The 19470-nt window shown below is 56.3% G+C and carries 15 protein-coding genes and 1 tRNA gene; 10 read left to right on the forward strand and 6 right to left on the reverse strand.

Going from position 1 to position 19470, the window contains the following annotated elements:
- Positions 1-231: 231 nt before the first annotated feature.
- From B2R17_RS07475 to B2R17_RS07485, 3 genes are all read right to left on the reverse strand, one after another.
- Positions 232-660 carry a DUF2946 domain-containing protein gene (locus B2R17_RS07475; protein WP_286763474.1) on the reverse strand — a complete coding sequence of 143 codons (429 nt, stop codon included), beginning with the start codon at positions 658-660 and terminating at the stop codon, positions 232-234.
- 237 nt (positions 661-897) lie between these two features.
- The gene (locus tag B2R17_RS07480) at positions 898-2475 is read right to left on the reverse strand and encodes a PQQ-binding-like beta-propeller repeat protein (protein WP_158453544.1); all 1578 of its coding nucleotides are present in this window, start codon (positions 2473-2475) and stop codon (positions 898-900) included.
- Between the two features lie 669 nt (positions 2476-3144).
- Positions 3145-3489, reverse strand: coding sequence for a hypothetical protein (locus B2R17_RS07485; protein WP_286763475.1), 345 nt, complete (start codon positions 3487-3489; stop codon positions 3145-3147).
- A gap of 135 nt (positions 3490-3624) precedes the next feature.
- Between B2R17_RS07485 and B2R17_RS07490 the strand changes: the two genes are divergently transcribed.
- From B2R17_RS07490 to B2R17_RS07520, 7 genes are all read left to right on the forward strand, one after another.
- Entirely contained in the window at positions 3625-4824 is a 1200-nt protein-coding gene (locus B2R17_RS07490) for a DUF58 domain-containing protein (RefSeq protein ID WP_286763491.1), read from the forward strand.
- Entirely contained in the window at positions 4805-7021 is a 2217-nt protein-coding gene (locus B2R17_RS07495) for a transglutaminase-like domain-containing protein (RefSeq protein ID WP_286763476.1), read from the forward strand. The genes B2R17_RS07490 and B2R17_RS07495 overlap by 20 nt, the downstream gene beginning before the upstream one ends.
- Complete coding sequence (locus B2R17_RS07500) at positions 7018-7965, forward strand: AAA family ATPase (protein ID WP_286763477.1); 948 nt, start codon at positions 7018-7020, stop codon at positions 7963-7965. The genes B2R17_RS07495 and B2R17_RS07500 overlap by 4 nt, the downstream gene beginning before the upstream one ends.
- Entirely contained in the window at positions 7965-8402 is a 438-nt protein-coding gene (locus B2R17_RS07505) for a hypothetical protein (RefSeq protein WP_286763478.1), read from the forward strand. The genes B2R17_RS07500 and B2R17_RS07505 overlap by 1 nt, the downstream gene beginning before the upstream one ends.
- Complete coding sequence (locus B2R17_RS07510) at positions 8399-10030, forward strand: permease (RefSeq protein ID WP_286763479.1); 1632 nt, start codon at positions 8399-8401, stop codon at positions 10028-10030. The genes B2R17_RS07505 and B2R17_RS07510 overlap by 4 nt, the downstream gene beginning before the upstream one ends.
- Before the next feature lie 79 nt (positions 10031-10109).
- On the forward strand, positions 10110-11135 hold the full coding sequence (locus B2R17_RS07515) for a DUF1559 domain-containing protein (protein WP_286763480.1): 1026 nt from the start codon (positions 10110-10112) through the stop codon (positions 11133-11135).
- Positions 11132-11536: a carboxypeptidase-like regulatory domain-containing protein gene (locus tag B2R17_RS07520; RefSeq protein ID WP_286763481.1), complete on the forward strand. Its 405-nt coding sequence runs from the start codon at positions 11132-11134 to the stop codon at positions 11534-11536. Before B2R17_RS07515 ends, B2R17_RS07520 begins: the two co-directional genes overlap by 4 nt.
- Positions 11537-11915: 379 nt before the next feature.
- Here B2R17_RS07520 and B2R17_RS07525 read toward each other — a convergent pair.
- From B2R17_RS07525 to B2R17_RS07535, 3 genes are all read right to left on the reverse strand, one after another.
- Positions 11916-11989, reverse strand: a tRNA-Pro gene (locus tag B2R17_RS07525).
- Between the two features lie 152 nt (positions 11990-12141).
- Positions 12142-12606, reverse strand: a complete 465-nt coding sequence (locus B2R17_RS07530) for a hypothetical protein (RefSeq protein ID WP_007328560.1) — start codon at positions 12604-12606, stop codon at positions 12142-12144.
- A 223-nt stretch (positions 12607-12829) separates the two neighbouring features.
- On the reverse strand, positions 12830-13435 hold the full coding sequence (locus B2R17_RS07535; protein WP_037249807.1) for an HNH endonuclease: 606 nt from the start codon (positions 13433-13435) through the stop codon (positions 12830-12832).
- Positions 13436-13671: 236 nt separating this feature from the next.
- Between B2R17_RS07535 and B2R17_RS07540 the strand changes: the two genes are divergently transcribed.
- The 3 genes from B2R17_RS07540 (at position 13672) to corA (ending at position 19368) form a co-directional block, all read left to right on the forward strand.
- Positions 13672-14478, forward strand: a complete 807-nt coding sequence (locus tag B2R17_RS07540; RefSeq protein WP_286763482.1) for a DUF456 domain-containing protein — start codon at positions 13672-13674, stop codon at positions 14476-14478.
- 167 nt (positions 14479-14645) lie between these two features.
- Positions 14646-18224, forward strand: coding sequence for a chromosome segregation protein SMC (smc, locus tag B2R17_RS07545; RefSeq protein WP_286763483.1), 3579 nt, complete (start codon positions 14646-14648; stop codon positions 18222-18224).
- Positions 18225-18243: 19 nt separating this feature from the next.
- On the forward strand, positions 18244-19368 hold the full coding sequence (gene corA / locus B2R17_RS07550; RefSeq protein WP_037249810.1) for a magnesium/cobalt transporter CorA: 1125 nt from the start codon (positions 18244-18246) through the stop codon (positions 19366-19368).
- Positions 19369-19470: the final 102 nt, after the last annotated feature.

The raw sequence follows: 19470 nt of genomic DNA on the forward strand, positions 1-19470 counted from the left end.
TGTATAAGGAGCCCCACCGCGCGAAGCACAACCGATCAGGTTTGGTCGGACCGATTGACCGATCGCACCGCCGCGCGGCGGGACGTATTGGGTCGTGAGTCCAGTTGAGTCAGCGCGCACCGATCAACAGCGAGCACCAAGACAAACGAGGTGGAGAGCGTGAGATTGGCTTTCAAACCGTCATGTGTGGACGACAGGCTGGAAGCCTTTCCCACGGACAGAATGCAAAACCTAAGCGAAGATCGCCGGTGGCCCGCGAGGCTGCGGGATCGAAAGAAGAGTCGCCAACGAAGGGCGAACAGCGGGGACGCTGGTGAGTTCCGATGCATACTCGGTCGGAAGAACAACCACCAAGTCCCAAGTCACACCGACGGGGCTCGCCAATGATTGGCAAATCCCGCAGGTATCGTGGTCGTGAGGTGCGTTTGAATCTTGCGAGTGAGGAACCGTTTCCGAAGCATCCGTGGTCGATGCCTCTGATTCCGTCACGTGATGATGACACCCGTGCGGACAAACAGAAACTGCGTCGCTGGCGTTGTCATCCGCATGCGAATGGGACTCGCTATCACAGGTGGCCACATGCAACCAAGCCGGAGCGTGACCGAAAACGATCAAGCTGCAGAGCAGGCTAGCGACGAGGGGCCGGAACAGCGAAGTCATGAAAGCGACGTTCGATTCAGAGAGTTTTAGATTGTTGCAAAGTGGTCCGACCAAAGACGATTGCTGCCTAGTACGATGACTACAACCCATCCGTTCGTCAAGTTCATCGTCGAAAACTTCAAAATTTCGACGTTTTTACGCCGCACGTTCCTTGGTCATCATGTTGGGCCGTCAGCTCGAACCGGACGTTGGCCAATCGTCTTTGCCTACCACTTGCTGCCTCGTTGAATTCGGTGATCAATCGCCGATGACAAACAACCGAGTGCCGGTTCGAACAACGATTTGCTCACCCGATGCCGCGACTCCGTACACAATCGGATCACGGGAGGAGGCCGCGGAGTTCTTCCGCCGTTCAGCGAAACTCTTGGCCATCGCATCTACCTCTTGCTCATCGAGCTTGCCATCGGCGTTGGTGTCTATTCGCCCAATCCTGCCTCGAAACATCTCGGGAATTTCGTCGCCTTCCAAGACACCGTCCCCGTTCTGATCGCCAGCCTTGATCCGGGCGGCCATGCCTCCACCTGGACCTCCGGAAACTGGCGAAGCCTTTTCGCCACCACCATGTTGCCCACCATGCCCGTGCGAGCCACCGGGCTCACCCGAAAACTCCTGGTACGTTTCGGGCGTTGGCGGAGTGTCTTGATTCCACAACCAATTGCTGGCCAGCTTTTTGAACTCGGGCCCCGCAGCGATCACATGACACTGACCGTTCTTGCAAAAGAAGTAGAGCCTTCCATCGGAGACAATCGGAGTCGCCCAACAATCTCCATCGATCCGTTGGCGGTAAACGATCTCTCCGCTTTTCACGTCCAAGCAATGCAGAACATTGGCCTTGTTCAAGAAGTAGGCGTGCCCTCTGGCGACGACCGGGCTGGCGTATTCGCAGATCGCTTTGTCCGCACGCCAGGCAATATGAGGCTGTCCATTTTCGATTCTAGAAAGATCCAAACAGCAGTTGGACCGCACGTCCCCATCACCGGCAAACTCTGGCAGTCGGGCGCCAATCAGCAACAAATTGCCAGCCAAAGTGGGCGAGGGCACCGAGTTGCCCTCCAGGCCATCGAGCGACCACGACACGTCGCCGTTGGACGCGTCATAGCCGGTCACGCTTCCTCCGCTGCTGACGATCAGTTGCTCCACGCCATTCACTTCAGCGACAATCGGTGACGACCAGGACTTCGACGATTCGCGATCGACGGTCCACGACGACTTGCCCGTCCGTTTCTCGATGGCGGTCAAAAAAGATGGTCCACCATGCTCCAAATTGAGAAACAAATGAGTGGCGTTCTGGGCCAACGAAGCTCCCACGCCGTGCGAATTGTCGAACTTGCCAGTCGACTTGGATACGTCGCGAGCCCAAAGCAATTTGCCTTGCAGATCAACGGCAACCAAATCTCCCGTTTCGAAGAAGGCATACACTCCTTCGTCGTCCACCACCGGCGTGGGTGCCGCACGAGCGTTCATGTAATTGGATGGATGCCCGTGCGTGGATTCTTTGACATAGGTCCAACGAAGAGCCCCCGTCGCGAGATCGTGACATTGCACCAAGCAGGATTCGGACATCGAGCCTTTGACGCTGGTCGTGTAGACAGCGTCCTTGTGAACGACAGGAGCCGACTGCCCATATCCATCAAGCTCCCGCTGCCAAGCGATCCCTGAATCTCCGGCCCACTTTGTGGGAAGCGAGGCGGTTCCATGCGAGGAACCGCCGCCCCGAAAAGAGGTCCACTCGGCATGCGAGTTGGTTGTCAAAACCAAGGCGAATGGCACCACGCAAAGCGTCACCATCGCGAAACAGATGTTGTTCCGTTCCATTGAAGTTCTTCCTGCATCGTTGAAGCTGAGCGGGCAAATCGCACCGCCTGAAAATGGGTTCGACTGGCAGTACTGAGCTGCCGGAGTGTTCAAATTCGCAACGCCATTGCCTGGCAGCACGAACGCCAATCCCAACATCGCGAGGCGTGATTCGCGTTCAGGCGGAAACCTGGGTACGAGTCGCTTCGCAGCAAAAATGCGAAAGAAGTGGGGCGGAACATGACAGCCGCAAGGAGCGAAAACGTCGACGAAGTCGCGTCAGGTGGTCCGACCAAGGACAATTGAAGAGTTTCGGTACGATTGCGACCGGAGCGAAATTCGTCAACCGTTTGAGATGAAATATGTGTGTGGTTTTCAAGCATGCTCCCATTTCTTGCACGGATCAAAATCAATCTGACGGACGCTGCGAACCTTTTCGATTGACAAGCCGTAACGTCGCGAGAACAATCATTGCATCCTTGGTCGGACCGTTGATTCATGCCTGAATCAATCTGCAGTGCATTCAGGCTTCTTTCACATTTCAACGTTGGCAACCGACCCTTGGCGTCGTTCCGGATCCTCACCGTCTACCTCACACTGGCTGCATTGCTGTTTGGCAATGTTGCAGGTTGGGTTCACGTTGGATGCTCGTCACACCAATCAGGTTGTTGCGCCGCTCATTGCGATTCATCAGCACTCCCGCATGTCGAATCGCATTGTCATGCCCACGCCAACCACACACACGATCACAGTGAGCAGGGATACAGTGACCACGGGGGTTGCGACCACGCTCACACCAGCGCGGACGAACACCAAACAACTTGCCAGAGCGACATAAATGTCATCTTGGCCGAGTCGGAATCGGATCAACCGTCTGAGCCACATGACTCGGATCGCTGCTCGATTTGCCAGAGTTTCTTTGCGTCGCGTCATGCCATCTTTCTTTGGGACACCACGGTTCAACTGGAGCCGCTGACTGCCAGCCGCGACGTGGCGATTGCGGAAAACGCTTTCGTCCCACAAGCGATTTGCCATCTTCATCGGGTACGGGGTCCGCCCAGCGTCTGACGCTGTGTGATTGTTTCCCCTGTTTCGCTTCCGTACCCGAGGTGCGTTTCCATGGCAGTTGTCCATGAAATGCCTAGGTCCGTGAGTTGGTTGTCTCGTGTGATGACAACCGACTATTGTCCCTGGGCGAACCGTTTTGTTTATTGGCTGAAAGAGCCCATCGGTTGGTTCGTTCTCGCAACCGCAATCAGCGTGATTGTTGGTCTGTACCTCAGTCCGATCGGCTGGGTCCTGGCCGCCTCGTTGACCGCGATCATCGTTGTCGGCATGGCGTGGCCCCTGGTTGCTGTGTACGTCACCACATGTGAGTTGCGTCCCGAAGCGGACTCCGTTCACGAAGGCGATGCCTGCCGAATGCTCGTCGCCGTCCGCAACCGACTTCCCATTCCCGTTTGGGGATTGGCCGTCGAAGGCTACCTGGATTGCGAAGGCGATGAAGCGGTTCCCACCGTTGGGCTCGCGTGCGTCGCGCCCTTGTGCGTCAGTGAATACGGGATCACCGTCCATCCTTCACTGCGAGGTCACTACCCCATTCAATTGCCACAAGTGGCTTGTTCGTTTCCGTTTGGAATTTGGACGGCGCGTCGCAACCTGACGACGATGAAGTCGCTCACCGTTTGGCCCAAGGTTTACCTGGTTCACGGCGTCTGCCCAATCATCGGACTGACCAGCACCGATCAAGGCGACGGCAATCGCGGCGGGCGGAGCGGTGACTTCATCGGAGTACGCGACTATCGCCGTGGCGACTCCGCCAAACACATCAACTGGGTCGCATCGGCCAAGGTGGACTCATTGGTCGTGACGGAACGTGGCGGTCCGCAGTCGGTTGAACTCGATGTCTTCATCGACACCGTGATGCATCCTTCCACCGTGATGTCACTCTCGGGTGCAGAACACGCCGGACCAACCGGACGCGAATTGTTGGCCAATCGAATTCGCATGGCCGCGAGCGTCTTGATCAACCTGCAGCAATCCGGTGTGCCGATGCGAGTCACGATTGGTTCGCAAAGTCTGCGGCTCGCACGCGGCAGTCAAGGCAGGCAGCAAATACTCAACGCCCTCACCGAGATTCCCGCCGATGGAACGACCGCTGTCATCCAGCGGAAACGAACCGGCAAGAACGCACGGATCGAGTTTTCATCCGATCGCCACGGCAGCGAAATCGTGCAAGTGATCGATCCTCGCGGCGGACGCCGAGCCGGCGGGCGATCGGTGATGAAGCAAATCGAATCGTGCAGTGCACTGGTTGACCAGGTCTTGAGTTTTTGGACGGAGGTGCGAGATGCAGACGCCGCCGCGTAGACGAAGAGAAACCATCCTGCTAGCGATCCTTGCGATCGCATCGGTGCTGCCATTGCGATTTTATGTTGAGTCACGAGTTTGGTTCCTGGCTGAATTCGGAACGCTGCTGGCACTCTTTGCTGCCGTGGAACTCGCCAAGACTTTCGGTGCGGAATCAGGCAGATCGAAACTCTTGACGAGCTCCGCTACGACGCTGCTCGCGATTGCTCCCGTTCTTTTTGCAATCTTGGCCCGTACTTTCGGATCAGCAATCGCGTTCGAGATGTCCACTCTATCGGCCTTTGGTTCGGTCTCGCTGGCCGTTGCCGTTGCGGCGAAAACGGATCGCACTCGAGCCATGTCATTGGTCGCCAGTGGCTTTCTGGTGTTGTTTGCCACCTCGATCTCTGAACACTCGCAAGCGGTTTGGATCGCGGTTGCTTGGATGAGCGTTTGTGTTTGGCACTTGGTCGCCAATCACTGGGAGAAACTCGATGTCTGCTTGCCCGACTCCGTTCGCCCCACCGTGGGAGTTCGCCCAGCGAGCGTGCTCGTAGCGGTCGTCTTATGCATCGCCGGTGGACTGGCGGTTCGAAACCACGTCGGGCCCGCCAACCGAATGACCAACGGTGTGATGCCCACCAGCGGCGGATCCAAATGGTCGGACCCGGCGGCACGTTCAGGAATTGGATCCGGCGACGCAGCCATCGCGGCAAAAGATCATGCCGAGTCCTTCGGCGCAGTCGAGTCCGAGATCTTCTTGGAATCCACCGAGTCGTCACTCTTCGACATGGTCAACGAGATGATCGGTGAACCCAAACAGAAAATGAAGTGGGATCGTCGCCAAGCGATGGGAAACGAAAACCTCATTCCGATGCACGATCAAGCCGCCAAGAGCGAAAAAGGTGGCTCTTCATTCAGCACCGATCGCATGCCACCGAAGAAACATCGCCACTTTGAAGACGCGAAAGAAAATGCGGTGATTCAGTGGGCCGGTCCGACTGGCATGCGACTGGCGATGGAACGCTTTGACACATTCGATGGCGTTGACTGGACCAACACCGTCGATCGTTCCAACGACAAACTGAGCCAGCGAGAGATCGACAAAAAGGTTTGGTTCTTCGACCCCAAGTTGGAATCCAGAGCACTCAGCGACAGCGATTTGGTGACGGTCAACTTGTTGAAAGTGCTGCGTCTCGATTCGACGCGGTTCCCAACGCCCATGATGACGGCAGGACTCCATATCAAGGACGTGAACCGGCAAGACTTTTTCGGAATCGAACACGATGGATCGCTGTTCATGCCAGAACGAGACAAGATCCCGCCGTTGACGGTGGTGAACTTGGCATCAATCCAAGTGATGGAAGACGAACTGTGGGATCGGTTAGCGGGCAACCAAACCAAAGTGGACGCAAGCCAACAGGCAACATCCGATTCCGCCTCGCACCCTTATCAACAACTGCAGGATATCGTCGATGAATTGCGAGCGGAGTTCACGTTCGATCGCAACACGCCAACCCTGACCGACAATCCAGTCGAAGAGTTCCTGCAGACACGTCGCGGTGGCGATCATCTCTTTGCAACCGTCGCGGCATTGAAAGCACGTGAGATCGGACTGCAATCGCGATTGGTGACGGGGTTCTATGTTCCTCCGGACGCCTACGACATCTCGGCGGGGCATGCAAACATCACCCCCGAAGACATCCACTTCTGGGTCGAAATCAAACTTGATGATGGGCGTTGGTTTGAGCTGGAACCGACACCGGGATACGAACCACCTGTTTACAAACCCTCGCTTTGGCTGAGTACCAAACGCTTCGCGGCTGCCCATTGGATGCACGGTCTTCTGATCGCTGCACTGGGTGTGGTGACCTATCTCACACGCCTGGTCTGGATTGATTGGCTGCTGACAGCAGCCTGGTCACTGTCGTTGTTGCTGCCATCTCGAAAACAGCTCGGAATCGCCATGCGAATTGTGGAAACGCGTGCGAGTTTGATCGGCAAGGCTCGACCGACCGGGAAACCACAACGCGATTGGCTGGAAACTCTCGTCGTTCGCGATCTCCACATGCGTGATCACGTCCAGCAATTTTGTGATGTGGCCGACCAAGCCACCTTTGGAACCCCCGCACCGATCGATCGTCGCCGACTCAACTCGCTCGTCCGTGCCTTGAATACAAAACAACTGAATTCGATGACAAACGAGACAATGGCATGAGTGTGGCAACCGAACACGAAAATCGAACACAAACCGCATTGCAATCGATACGCGATCAACTGGGAAGCGTCCTGCTGGGCAAGACCGAGCAAATCGAAATGGTCATTGCATGCTTGCTCGCGCAAGGGCACCTGCTGCTGGATGATTTGCCAGGAACGGGCAAGACCACACTGGCAAAAGCACTCGCGGATTGCCTTGGTGGACGACTGGCCCGAATTCAATGCACGCCGGACTTGTTGCCGACCGATGTGACGGGATTCAACTTGTTCAACCAAAAGACTCGTGAGTTCGAGTTCCATCCCGGACCGGTCTTCGCCGATGTGCTTCTGGCCGACGAACTGAACCGCACCACGCCTCGGACTCAAAGCGCTTTGCTGGAGGCGATGGCAGAACGGCAAGTCACAATCGATTCGGTGCCGCATTCGTTGTCCGAGACGTTTCTCGTCATCGCAACGCAAAACCCAATCGACTCGCACGGTGCCTATCCGTTACCCGAAGCCCAACTGGATCGGTTCACCATCAAACTGCAAATCGGATACCCCGACCGCGAAGCACAACTTGGTATTCTTGAAAACGCAGCCCGAGCCGACAGCGTCAACGAGCGAGCATCCAGCACGTTGTCATTGGCGGAACTGAGGCAGATTCAACAGCAAGTGCAAACGACATCGGTTCATCCGAAGGTCCAGGGGTATTTGGTTGACTTGGTCGAGGCGACTCGCAACGACGCGGCCATCCAGCTCGGAGTCAGCCCGCGAGGCATGTTGCTGTGGCAACGGATTGCGCAAGCCTGGGCGGTGCTTCAAGGACGCGACTTTGTGACCCCCAGCGACGTTGCCAAAGTGGCTCACCCGGTGCTGTCCGTGCGACTGCTGACGATGGCCGACGACTCCGATTCGGTGATCGATCGAATCATGACCCAAGTTCCCGCGCCGGAGTACAAGTGATGACTCGAAATCTTCCTTGGGCATTCCTGCTGCTTGCAGTGCTCGCCGGCTGCAGCACGGACGACGCTCCCAAAACATCGAACTTTGAACACGATCACGTCGTGTCTGCGCACTGGCCCGAAGACCTCGCCGATTTGTCGAGCAAACTCCGCTCTCGCATCTCCGCGAACAACGATTTTTCAGACGAACCATTGCGTCATGAAATCGAAGACCTCGTGGACTGGGTGGGCGAAGTTGCCGCCGACACGAATTTGTCGGAAGCCGATTGGATTCCGCTGTACGAAAGCAGCCAAGCCGTCTCGGCAAACCTGAATGCAACGAAGGAACCGTTCTCCAATGACGACCTGAAACAAATCGAATCGCTTTGCCAACTGATCGACGCGTCGATCGCAAAAACCCCTGACCAACTCGCCAGTTTGAAGGCAACCGGATCATGAGCCAACCGATTTCAATCATGTTGATGGGCGGACTCGTTCGCGTCCTTCAAGGCTTCGCTGCCGCGGCGCCGACGTTTCTGGTGGGCATGCTGATCGCTTCGATCATTCGGTACTACCTGGGCGAAAAAGGCACGCGAAGACTGTTCGGCGGTGACTCCCTTCGGTCACTACCACAATCGTGGTTGGTCGGGATGCTGTTGCCCGTTTGCTCGATTGGCGTGCTGCCGATTTTGCGTGAGATGCGTCGGGCGGGTGTGAAGCCTGGAGCGATGTCGGCGTTCGCTCTTTCCGCTCCGTTGTTCAATCCGCTCTCGCTGCTTTACGGGCTCACGCTCAGCCGCCCAATGGTGATCCTGCTGTTCGCATTTGGCTCGCTGATCATCGTCACGGCACTGGGGTTGTTCTGGGACTCGATCGAAAGATGGTCCAACCGCAAAGAGCCAGAAGATGAGCTTGCAAACCAGCATGACTCGGAAACGGACGGCACCGATGACGCCCCCCAAGATCACCTGATTGGCTTGCGACGACTCGCGGCAACGTTCGTTCACTTCTCCCGAGAACTCACCGGCGTCAATCTTGGTTTGACCATGTTGGCATTGTCTGGTCTCGCGATCCTGGCGACGGTCCTGCCATATGGAGCGATGCAGCACTCGGTGGAACGCGATGATTGGTTCGCCCCTCTCACAATGCTCGGGGTCGCGATTCCTGTTTATGCGACACCGATGTTGGCGATGAGCCAACTCGGCATGATGTTCCAACATGCCAATTCCCCTGGCGCCGCGTTCACGTTGTTGATCTTGGGCACGGGCATGAACTTGGCAACACCGTTCTGGTTTGGCAAGAACTATGGAATCAAAGCCACCGCGTGCTGGACCGCTTCTTTGATAGTGATCGTGCTGGGCATTTCATACGCGATCAATCGACCACTCGTTCCGCCGGGCGTCGAACCTGCCGGGCACACACATGCCTTCGACGTCTACGCCAACCCGATGTCGATTCACCACAGCCTCGGCGCAAACGCTTTGTACGATTTGGTTGTCAAGGAACTGGACTTCAGCGTCATCGCAGCGCTCTCCGCACTAGGCGTTTTCAGCCTGATTGGCATCGGCTTGCGTTTGATGAAAATCGATGAGGCTTGGTTAGTGAGCACCGCCAAAGCTGACTCGTTCGCTTCCTCTCTCTCGTCGCAAGACGCACAAGCTCGAAAGGGACTCGACATCGTTGTCCCGCCGGGCGTCATCGGAGCGACCATGTTGGCGGGACTGGTCGCGATGAGCGTCGTCGCCTGCTTCGCCTACTACCCATCAGCCGAGGAATGCCTGGACGAAATCAGCATGGCTCGGGCCGAATGTCTGGCAGCCGCCAATAGCGGCCAAGCCGAACACGCGTTGTACTGGTTGCCGGTTTGGGAAGACTGGAGCCGCCGGATGGAAGTCGGCACATTCATTCGCACAGGCCAGATTCGCCCCTACCAGCGGATGCAGGGCTATCTGATTCGCAAAAAGCTTGAACTGCTCGAGCATGAATTGGAACACGACCCTTTTGAATTGGAAGAAACGCAACAGGTCGTGAGGAATATTCTGGCGACCAACTCCCGCTGGGTGCGGTCATTTCGGCCCGATCAGTGACAATCGCGATTGAGCGAGACTACAATCGAGGGCGGTCGGACCGGACTGACGCACCCTCTTTCTGCGGATGATCCGTTTCATGTTGGTAGTCGAAAAAAGCAAACCCCATGCCTTCACGCTGGTCGAATTGCTGGTGGTCATCTCGATCATTGGCGTTCTGGTGGCGATGTTGCTGCCTGCCGTTCAATCGGCACGCGAAGCCGCTCGCAGCACTGATTGCAAGAACCGCATTCGACAGTTGGCACTCGCCACGCACATGCACCACGACGTGCTCGGCTACTTCCCGCCAGCACGATATGAATCGCGTCCGGACGCGGACCCAGCCGACCAATGCGGCCTGGAAACTCCCACGTGGCTGGCCCGTGTGATGCCTTATATCGAGCAAGCCTCGCTCGGTAGCCAATGGGATTTTTCCAAACCCTGGCATCAACACCCCGAGAACGTTCGAACGGTTGTTCCTGACATTTTTCTCTGTCCGTCACGACGATCGGGAACACAACCAACCGGCACTCGGGAACTCCGTTCAACAGAAACCGGCGGTGGCGGTCGGCTCCCTTGCGGTTGCCCACTTCCACCACGTCCTAGTGATGTATCAGTGAATGTCGAAGGAGCCCTTTGCGACTACGCCGGCAACCATGGCGACTTGTCGCCGGGCGCGACCGGAGCTCCCACCGACTTTTACTATGGCGGAAATGGAACGGGCGTCATCATCAGTGTGCGACCGGAGTGCAAACAAGGCAAAGCAATCGCACCGTCCGATCGCATTCGCATGGCTTCTGTCACCGATGGAACGTCGAGCACGTTTTTGTTTGGCGAAAAGTATGTCCCGCTTGATCGCCTCGCGCAATTCCCCGAAGACTCACCCGCCTACGATGGCGATCACCTGCCGGCATCCAGTCGACTGGTAGGTCCTGGCTTGAGACTAGCCAACGGGCCAAGCGATGTTCTCGCCGACATGTTTTCGTTTGGAAGTTGGCATCCCGCCGGCGTTCATTTCGCTTTGGTCGATGGCAGCGTGCGAATGTACACCCCGTTCACAGACACCAAGGTCCTGGGCTCGCTTGCCAACCGCCGTGACGCCCGAGTGGTGGAATTGGAACAATGATTCATTTCAGATTGGCGTTGCTGTTGTTGGTGGCGACATTATCGGGTTGCTCAAGCCAACAACATGCCACGGGAATCGTGGAGTACACCGACGGTGATCCGGTGCAGTCCGGAAGCATTGAATTTCGCTCACTCGAAACAGGTGATCGTTACGCCGGAAAAATCGCGAGCAATGGAGCATTCACGCTACGCGACCAAGACGGGAACGAACATCTTCCTCCTGGCGAATATGAAGTTGTCGTCGTGCAAATCGTAATGACGGAAGACGTCGCCGCCGCGGACCATGAACACGGTCAAACCGTGCCGCGACGCTACGCCGACTACTACACGAGTGACTTGCGGTTCACGAATCAAGCCGACCGCACTTCACCGATCCAGATCGAGCTCGATCCAACTCAATAGTCTGAACGACAAACGACGCCGAACGGTGAAACTTGTCGCGGACGCTGCATCCGATGCAAGCCAGCAAAGTTTGCGTCCAAAATGGTTGCTCTTTTTGCGTTACATAGAGGTGAAGGTGGTAGCGTTACCACCAGCACTTTGTCACGCAGGGAGATTGATGCATGATGCACATAGGGTTACACCTGCGGTTCGCTGGCCAGACCGGCTTCTCAAGAACAGCTTCTGGAGACTCCCGTTTAGCATCCCGAATCTGTAGGGCGTTCTGTACACCCGATCTTTGCAGAAGCTGGCCGTCTGGCACGTCATTAAAAAAGCCGCAAGTTGTTTGTTAGAAACAACCTGCGGCTTCCGTTTTTTTTTGAGAATTCCACAAATTCAATCGGGGCGACACGATTCGAACGTGCGACCTTCTGGTCCCAAACCAGACGCTCTGCCAGGCTGAGCTACGCCCCGATAAGGCAGTTTTCGGACGATCTTGGAACGCCTGTGGAAGACGTTCGCGTCCGAGAAGGCGAGAGATTAGCGAACGTTTCCGTTTCTCGAAAGTCCACTTGGGAGTTCCTGGCCACAGAATTTTTTCAGTGACCGAAATCCCTCGCTCGCATTCAGTGTTGTTGTTGCTGCGCGATAGGTTCGCCGGTCCCGAGTTGAGCGAGAACCTGCAAAATTCCGTTCAGATGGGCCATTCGGGGGCCAAACCGATCGATGAATTCGTTCAGCATGTATTCACCTTCGACCAAGTGATCGCCCGAATCGTCGATCTCTTCGGTCAACGTTTGCAAAAATTCGGTTTGCACTTCGCTGAGCGTTTCCGCGGCGCGTCGGCAGGCCCGAGACAGTTGCGGGTTGGCGTCTTTCCATTGCTGCAATTCACCCGCACGTTGCTTGTGCATTGCGGCATTTTGTTGAACCAATTCGGTCAACAATTTGGTCTGTTGCTGCTGGCTGACGACCAATTGACGCAGCAACCCAACCGTCAGTTCCTCGTTCGAAACTGGCACGCCAGCGTCTGATTCCGCTGAGACATCGATGCGGAAAACGGGCGATGTGGGGTTGTCGTCGTAGGACATAAGCAATGATTCCGATTCGGGTCCGATGGGGTCGTGTCCGATGATGTCCCGAGTATAACCACGCCGAAAATTGTTTGTCGAGCAAATCCTTATTTTCGGATCCGGAGGCACCGGAAGGCAACGTTTGAACACGATCACGCCGGTCCCGGTGAGTCTGACGACCCTCCGGGATAGCGAGCGAAATACGTTTTCAAATCGCTGGATTCGGTCTTGCCCAAACTGCCTATTTGGCCGTGTGCAGGAAGGTCTTCCAGGACGCGTAGCGTGGGTCATCCATCGAATGAGTCATCAATGGATTGAACCGAGGCTTGATCGGACGAGACAGCAGCTTCATGTGTGCTTGTTGCGGCGTGCGTCCACCTTTGCGGCTGTTGCAACGCAAGCAGCAACACACGATGTTTTCCCACGTCGTTCCACCGCCATGAGAGCGGGGGACGACGTGATCCAGGCTGAGCTTGTGCGTCGGTTCCGCTTTGCCGCAATACTGGCAAGTGTGATCGTCGCGGGCGAACAGGTTCTTTCGATTGAATCGAACCGTTTGGGCCGGCATGCGATCGAACCGCGTCAACCGAGTGATCCGTGGGACCTTCATTTCAAACCCGACGGCTTGAATGTATTCGTCCTCCGGTTGCTTTTGAGCTGATGCCAATTGGCTCAGTTCACACCAGCTATCGAAGTCGTATCCGATGAATTGTCCATCGTCGTTGTCAATGACTTCCGCACAATCGCGATACAAAAGCGTCAACGCTCGACGAACATTGACCACGCGAATCGCCATGTAAAAGCGATTCAGCACCAACACGTTGGTTTCTAAAACCCGTCCGCTCATTGTTGCGTCAGTCCTTTCCTCGATCAGAAAGTTGGCTTCGAAGTTGCTCCATCGTAGCGTTTGGGAAAAGAAGAAACCACAGTTTTCGTCGTCTCTTCCACCTTCGCTCCGTCGTTCCTGCAACGTGACGGGGCTGGTTCCCAAGGCGCCAATGAGACGGGAAATTACAGGGTCTGGTTCACCCTCGTGTGTCCATTTTGCCTTTCCACTTCAATTCTTCTGACAGAATTCACAGCATGATCGAACTGCAAATTGCATGGTTGCTTCTCGCGGTCCTGTCGCCAACAGCGTTTGGAATAGTCGCGGAGACCGACGCTGGATCGCTCGCCGAAAATCGCGTGGTAGCGGTTGTCGATGCGAAAACGATGGAGCTTGCGAGCCTTCCAGCCGGACATTGGTTGGCACAAGCGGATCCGGTCGCGACGGAAGAAGCCGGCGGCTTTTGGGCGAGAGTCAGTGATGGGTTGATTTGGACGCGGGATACCGTTCGAGACGTGATGATGCCGATCGGTGTGGTTGCGTTGGGAATCGGGCTGATTCTCGCCTGCACGTTGGCGTGGTTGCTGAATTTGGTCGCTCTGCCGGGCAATTGGCTGGCGATCGCCCTGATGGCGTTGTACGCGTGGTTGGGACCGGAAACCGGGCGTTGGCAGCTCGGGTTGGTTTCGTTGGCGATCGCGTTTGTGCTGGGTTTGGTCGGCGAATTGGTTGAGTTTTTGGCGGGGGCGATGGGGGCCAGCCGAGCGGGGGCGAGTCGCCGAGCCACGATGATGGCGATTGTGGGTTCGATCATCGGGGCCATTGTGGGAGGAATTGTGGGGCTACCGATTCCCGTCGTTGGTCCGGTTTTGGCGGCGATTTTGTTCGGAGGATTGGGGGCGACCGCGGGAGCCATGTTCGCGGAATGGAACGACGGGAAGAATTGGCGAGACAGTTGGCGGATTGGCCAGGCCGCGTTTTGGGGCCGAACGACCGGAACGGTTGGGAAAATGGTCGCTGGGCTGTTGGTTTTGGTTGTCTGCGTGTTTGGGGTGCTTTTCTGATCACCAGGCGATTTCGATAGTCAGTTTTTGGATCGCCAGGATTGTGGGCCGTTTCACGTGATCGAACTAGGATTTTGCCAGCGTTTTGGCTAGTCTTGATCCATCGAAACCACGTTTCACCCGTCCGTCGTTTACTTCTTCTTTCGCTCCCGGCAACACAATCATTCATGCTCAAAGCACTCGAGCTGGCCGGTTTCAAGAGCTTCGCTGATCGCACGCGGTTTGATTTTCCCGACGGCATCACGGTCGTCGTGGGACCAAACGGTTCCGGAAAGTCGAACATTGTCGATGCGATGAAATGGGTCTTGGGCAGTCAAAGTGCCAAGAGTCTGCGCGGGAAGGACATGTCCGATGTGATCTTCAAAGGGTCACAAACTCGCGGGCCCGCCGGTGCCGCCGAAGCGACGATCATTTTCGACAACAGTGGCGGCCAGATGCCGGTCGACGCTCCCGAGGTCCACGTGACTCGGCGAGTCTATCGCAGCGGCGAAGGCGAATACCTGATCAACCAACAGGCGGTCCGGCTGAAGGACGTCAAGGCTCTGATTCGCGGAACCGGTATCGGGATCGATGCCTACAGTTTGATCGAACAGGGCAAAGTCGATCGGATGCTGCAAGCCAACGCGAAAGATCGGCGAGCGATCTTCGAAGAGGCCGCCGGGATCAGTCGTTTCAAAGCCAAGAAGGTGGAAGCCGAGCGGCGACTGGAACGCGTGCAGACGAACCTGACGCGTTTGGGTGACATCGTTGACGAAGTCGCCACGCGATTGAAAACGCTGAAGAGCCAAGCCGGGAAAGCAGAACGCTATCGCCAAGCCAGTGACCGATTGAAGGAACTTCGAACGGTTGTCGCTTGGAACGATTGGTTGACGTTGTCAACGGACCTGAACGAAGCAACCACGCAATTGGAAGCGGCTCAACGACAGCATCGTGAAGCCGACGCATTGCGGGAGTCGTTGGAAGAGCAACGGCAAGCTGCCGAGATGCAATTGCAGACAATTGCCGAAGCGGCTCGCGAAGCGGAGCAAAGCCGCAGCGAGTTGTCAGGCGAAATTGCCCGCATTGGTGGTCGCCGCGAATCGGATCAGACGACGTTGGTCGAGCAACGACGCACGTTGATCGGACACTACCGTCGTTTGCGTGCGATGCGAACCGAAGCGGGATCGGCGATCGCAGATTTGCGAAAGACAATCGCGGCGTTGGAAGTCGCTGAGGCTGAGCTGGCCGACGTCCAACAGAAGAAGGAATCAATCGCCGCCAAGCGTGATGCGGAACAAGCGACCGTTCACCGCATCGAGACCACGCGCGATGATTTGCAACGCGATCATTTGGCTGCGGTCCGTCGCGTCGCCGAGCACGAGGCGAATCGAGGCCGGGTGGCTCAGCAAATGCGTGAAGCCGCGCGGGCTCTCGAAGAGATCGCTCGAAATTCGGTGACAGCCGAAGACGGGCTGAAGACCGCTCAACGAGATCACGACGAAGTTGCTCGTAACGTTTCGGAGCTTGAGAAACGAATCACCGACGCACAACGCGAAGTCGAAATCGCCGACGCGAAAGTGTGTGAGACGCGACGAGTCTTGGAACGACGCCGCGAAGAAATTGGATCGCTGAAGATTCGGCTGCAAGGGATCACCGAGCGTGCTCGCGTGCTCGAAGAGCTGCAGCAGAAACAGGAAGGCGTCAGCGGCGGCGTTCGCGAAGTGCTGCGGATGAGCAATGCTGAGCTGAAGAAAGATCTGGTCGGTATCGTCGCGGATTGTTTTTCCGTCGATCGGCAAGTCGCTCCATTGATTGATGCCGCTCTCGGACCACGCAGCCAGTACGTCATCGTTCGCGGTGGCTCGGTGAGCGATGCGATTAGCCGTGGCGATATCAAGATTGGCACTCGCGTCGGGATCATCCGTTTAGATGAACTTCCCAACCGGCGTCCCGGCGACAAAATTCGCTTGGACGGGTTGGCTGGTGTGATCGGTCGCGCCGACAAAATGATCGATTGCGAAGTCGAATTGGAACCATTGGTTCGCCATCTCCTCGGCAACACATGGTTGGTCGACACGTTGGCCACGGCAATTGGTTTGCGAAAACTTTCGTCGGCGGGTTTGCGATTCGTGACCGCATCGGGCGACTTGTTGGACAATGATGGATCGAGTGTCGTGGGGCCTCCCGGCGGCGAGACCGGATTGGTCAGCCGGCGCAGCGAGTTGGCGGCGGCGAAGTCCGAGATGCAGCATTACAGCTATCAGATTGCCGAAGCTGAAAAAGAAGTCGGTCGCTTGACCGGGGTTGTCGATAGCGAAGCGGCCGAGCTTGGTCGTCACGAGCAGGCGATGCGGAAATGGATCACTGAACACGCGGCGGCAGAAGCCAAACTGCATCACGTGGCCGAGCGATTGTCGGCTCGTCAGGCGACCGTGGACGAACTCAAACGATCGTCGGCGTCACACAACGAATTGCTCGCAACGGCCAAACAACAAGACGGCGAGCTGGCTGTTTCGATTCAACAGGGAAAGCAAGAGATCGAGACGCTGGAAGCTCAGCGGACCGAAGTCGACGTTCAACTGACCGCGGCGTCGGAGCAACTTCGCGAAGTGCAATCCGAGGCGATGAGCATTTCGGTCGAGGCCGCACGTAGCGAACAGCGCGTCGAATCGTTGACGATCGCTGCCGATGTGGCTCGTCGCGATCAAAGCCAACGCGAAGCGGCGAACCAAGAAGTTCGCGACGCGATGAATCGAACGCGAGAGCGGATCACTGAGATCGAAACGCGAATCTTGGAAGCCGACAATCGCTTGGCGGAATTGATGATCGCAATGGAAGCGGCGGATTCAAAACTCCAGATTTTGGCAGCCGAAGCCAACCAGGAACGCGAAGCAACACGCCGCGTCCAAACCGAATCGCAAGCGGCGATCAAGGCCGTCGCGAAAGCAACCGAATCCGTCGCGACAATCAGTTCCGCTCGCGATGCTGCGGCGCTGAAACAAACGACGTTGGCCGATCGAATCGCCGAGGATTATCAGATCGACCTGCGGAATGATGAGCCGCCAGAAGAACTCGCTGAAATCGAGGATCGATCATCGGTCGATGAAGAGATCAGTCGTCTTCGAGGCCAGGTGCAAAACGTTGGCTCGGTCAACATGGAAGCCTTGGAAGAACTCAATGAGTTGCAGGTTCGCTACGACGAGCTGCATGGCCAGTACCAGGATTTGACCGCTGCGAAAGATTCGCTTCAACGCGTGATCGCTCGGATCAACGCTGATTCTCGGCGGTTGTTCTTGGATACGCTCGAAGCCATCCGAATCAACTTCCAGAAGCTGTATCGCAAATCATTTGGTGGTGGTCATGCCGATTTGATTTTGGAAGAGTCGGACGACCCCTTGGAAGCCGGTGTCGAGATCGTTGCCACGCCTCCTGGGAAACCGAGTTTCAGCAACTCGTTGTTGTCCGGTGGTGAAAAGGCATTGACGGCCGTGGCTTTGTTGATGTCAATCTTCCAGTATCGGCCCAGCCCGTTCTGCGTGCTGGACGAAGTGGACGCGCCGTTCGATGAAGCCAATATCGGCCGATTCGTGACCGTGTTGACGGAGTTTTTGGATCAGTCCAAGTTCATCGTTGTGACGCACAGTAAGAAAACGATGACCGCGGCGACAACGTTGTACGGTGTCACGATGCAAGAGTCCGGGGTCAGCAAACAAGTCTCGATTCGGTTCGAAGATGTCAGCGAAGACGGACAAATCAACGCCGCGTAAACGCGATTTCTTACTCGCGATGGGATCGATTCCGGGGAAGTTGCCACTGCGTCTACGTGTGCATCGTCCACGCTGGGCTCGTTCGCGTTCCAAGATTGGAAACGTTCCTGGTGATTTGTCGAGTGATGTCTCGTCGAAGAAGAAGGACACCGTCCCCAGTCACATTCGTGTCATCCAGTACGACGGACGGACGCATACCAACGAAGTCGTTGAATCCATCGAGTTTGATGACTCGGCCAATCCGGACGTTGTGACCTGGATCGATTTGCATGGCATCCGTGACATGGACGCACTGCGTTCGCTCGGGCGACGATTTGGTTTGCACCCGCTGGCCCTGGAAGACGTGGTGCAGATGGATCAACACGCAAAGATGGAACGCTACGGCGAGACGTTGTTTTTTATCGCCCGGATGCCGGTTGGCGACAACGGCTTTCACACCGAACAAGTCAGCATTTTCTTGGTCGGCAACACCGTCATCACGATTCAAGAGAAGGTCGGGGATTGTCTGGATCCCGTTCGCGATCGGATCTCTCACGCGCGGGGACGCATTCGAGATCGCGGCGCCGATTACCTGGTTTACGCCGTCATTGATGCGATCATCGATGGCTACTTTCCAATCATTGATCGCTACGAAAGTCACTTGTCCGAGATGGCCGAATTGCTGCAGGATGCGGACAACGACAATCTGCCGATGCACCTGCACCACATCCGAGCGGACTTGTTGGCGATTCGGAAAACGGTCCAGCAACATCGCGACGCGTTGCGGTTGTTGTTGCGGGAAGGCGATGGCATTTTGGCCAATGACACACGCTTGTATCTCCGAGATTGCCAGGACCACATTGGGCAATTGATGGAAGCCGCGGACACCGACCGCGAGACCTGCGGCGAATTGCGAGAGCTGTATTTCGCGTTGCTGGGGCAAAAAAATAATGACGTGATGAAAGTGCTCACGATCATCGCAACGATTTTCATCCCGATGAGTTTTGTCGCTGGGATCTACGGGATGAACTTCGACCAGAAGGCGTCACCGCTGAACATGCCCGAACTGGAATGGAGTTTTGGTTACCCGTTCGCTCTTTCAGTGATGATGGTTTTGGCATTGAGCCTGCTGTACTTCTTGTACCGCAAGGGATGGTTGGGGTAGCAGGTCTGGTCTGAATCGGCCGGTTTTTGAGGCCAATTGCAGGCGATTTCGCCCGATGAATGGACCACCGGATCGCGCGGACGTTAGGTGGTGAGACAGTCC

Source organism: Rhodopirellula sp. UBA1907, assembly GCF_002337565.1.
GTDB classification, from domain to species: Bacteria; Planctomycetota; Planctomycetia; order Pirellulales; family Pirellulaceae; genus Rhodopirellula; species Rhodopirellula europaea.

What these genes read in the sequence shown, in the direction of transcription:
- B2R17_RS07475 (WP_286763474.1), bottom strand. Translation starts at nt 660, where the DNA reads ATGACTTCGCTGTTCCGGCCCCTCGTCGCTAGCCTGCTCTGCAGCTTG.
- B2R17_RS07480 (WP_158453544.1), bottom strand. Translation starts at nt 2,475, where the DNA reads ATGGAACGGAACAACATCTGTTTCGCGATGGTGACGCTTTGCGTGGTG.
- B2R17_RS07485 (WP_286763475.1), bottom strand. Translation starts at nt 3,489, where the DNA reads ATGGCAAATCGCTTGTGGGACGAAAGCGTTTTCCGCAATCGCCACGTC.
- B2R17_RS07490 (WP_286763491.1), top strand. Translation starts at nt 3,625, where the DNA reads ATGACAACCGACTATTGTCCCTGGGCGAACCGTTTTGTTTATTGGCTG.
- B2R17_RS07495 (WP_286763476.1), top strand. Translation starts at nt 4,805, where the DNA reads ATGCAGACGCCGCCGCGTAGACGAAGAGAAACCATCCTGCTAGCGATC.
- B2R17_RS07500 (WP_286763477.1), top strand. Translation starts at nt 7,018, where the DNA reads ATGAGTGTGGCAACCGAACACGAAAATCGAACACAAACCGCATTGCAA.
- B2R17_RS07505 (WP_286763478.1), top strand. Translation starts at nt 7,965, where the DNA reads ATGACTCGAAATCTTCCTTGGGCATTCCTGCTGCTTGCAGTGCTCGCC.
- B2R17_RS07510 (WP_286763479.1), top strand. Translation starts at nt 8,399, where the DNA reads ATGAGCCAACCGATTTCAATCATGTTGATGGGCGGACTCGTTCGCGTC.
- B2R17_RS07515 (WP_286763480.1), top strand. Translation starts at nt 10,110, where the DNA reads ATGTTGGTAGTCGAAAAAAGCAAACCCCATGCCTTCACGCTGGTCGAA.
- B2R17_RS07520 (WP_286763481.1), top strand. Translation starts at nt 11,132, where the DNA reads ATGATTCATTTCAGATTGGCGTTGCTGTTGTTGGTGGCGACATTATCG.
- B2R17_RS07530 (WP_007328560.1), bottom strand. Translation starts at nt 12,606, where the DNA reads ATGTCCTACGACGACAACCCCACATCGCCCGTTTTCCGCATCGATGTC.
- B2R17_RS07535 (WP_037249807.1), bottom strand. Translation starts at nt 13,435, where the DNA reads ATGAGCGGACGGGTTTTAGAAACCAACGTGTTGGTGCTGAATCGCTTT.
- B2R17_RS07540 (WP_286763482.1), top strand. Translation starts at nt 13,672, where the DNA reads ATGATCGAACTGCAAATTGCATGGTTGCTTCTCGCGGTCCTGTCGCCA.
- smc (WP_286763483.1), top strand. Translation starts at nt 14,646, where the DNA reads ATGCTCAAAGCACTCGAGCTGGCCGGTTTCAAGAGCTTCGCTGATCGC.
- corA (WP_037249810.1), top strand. Translation starts at nt 18,244, where the DNA reads ATGGGATCGATTCCGGGGAAGTTGCCACTGCGTCTACGTGTGCATCGT.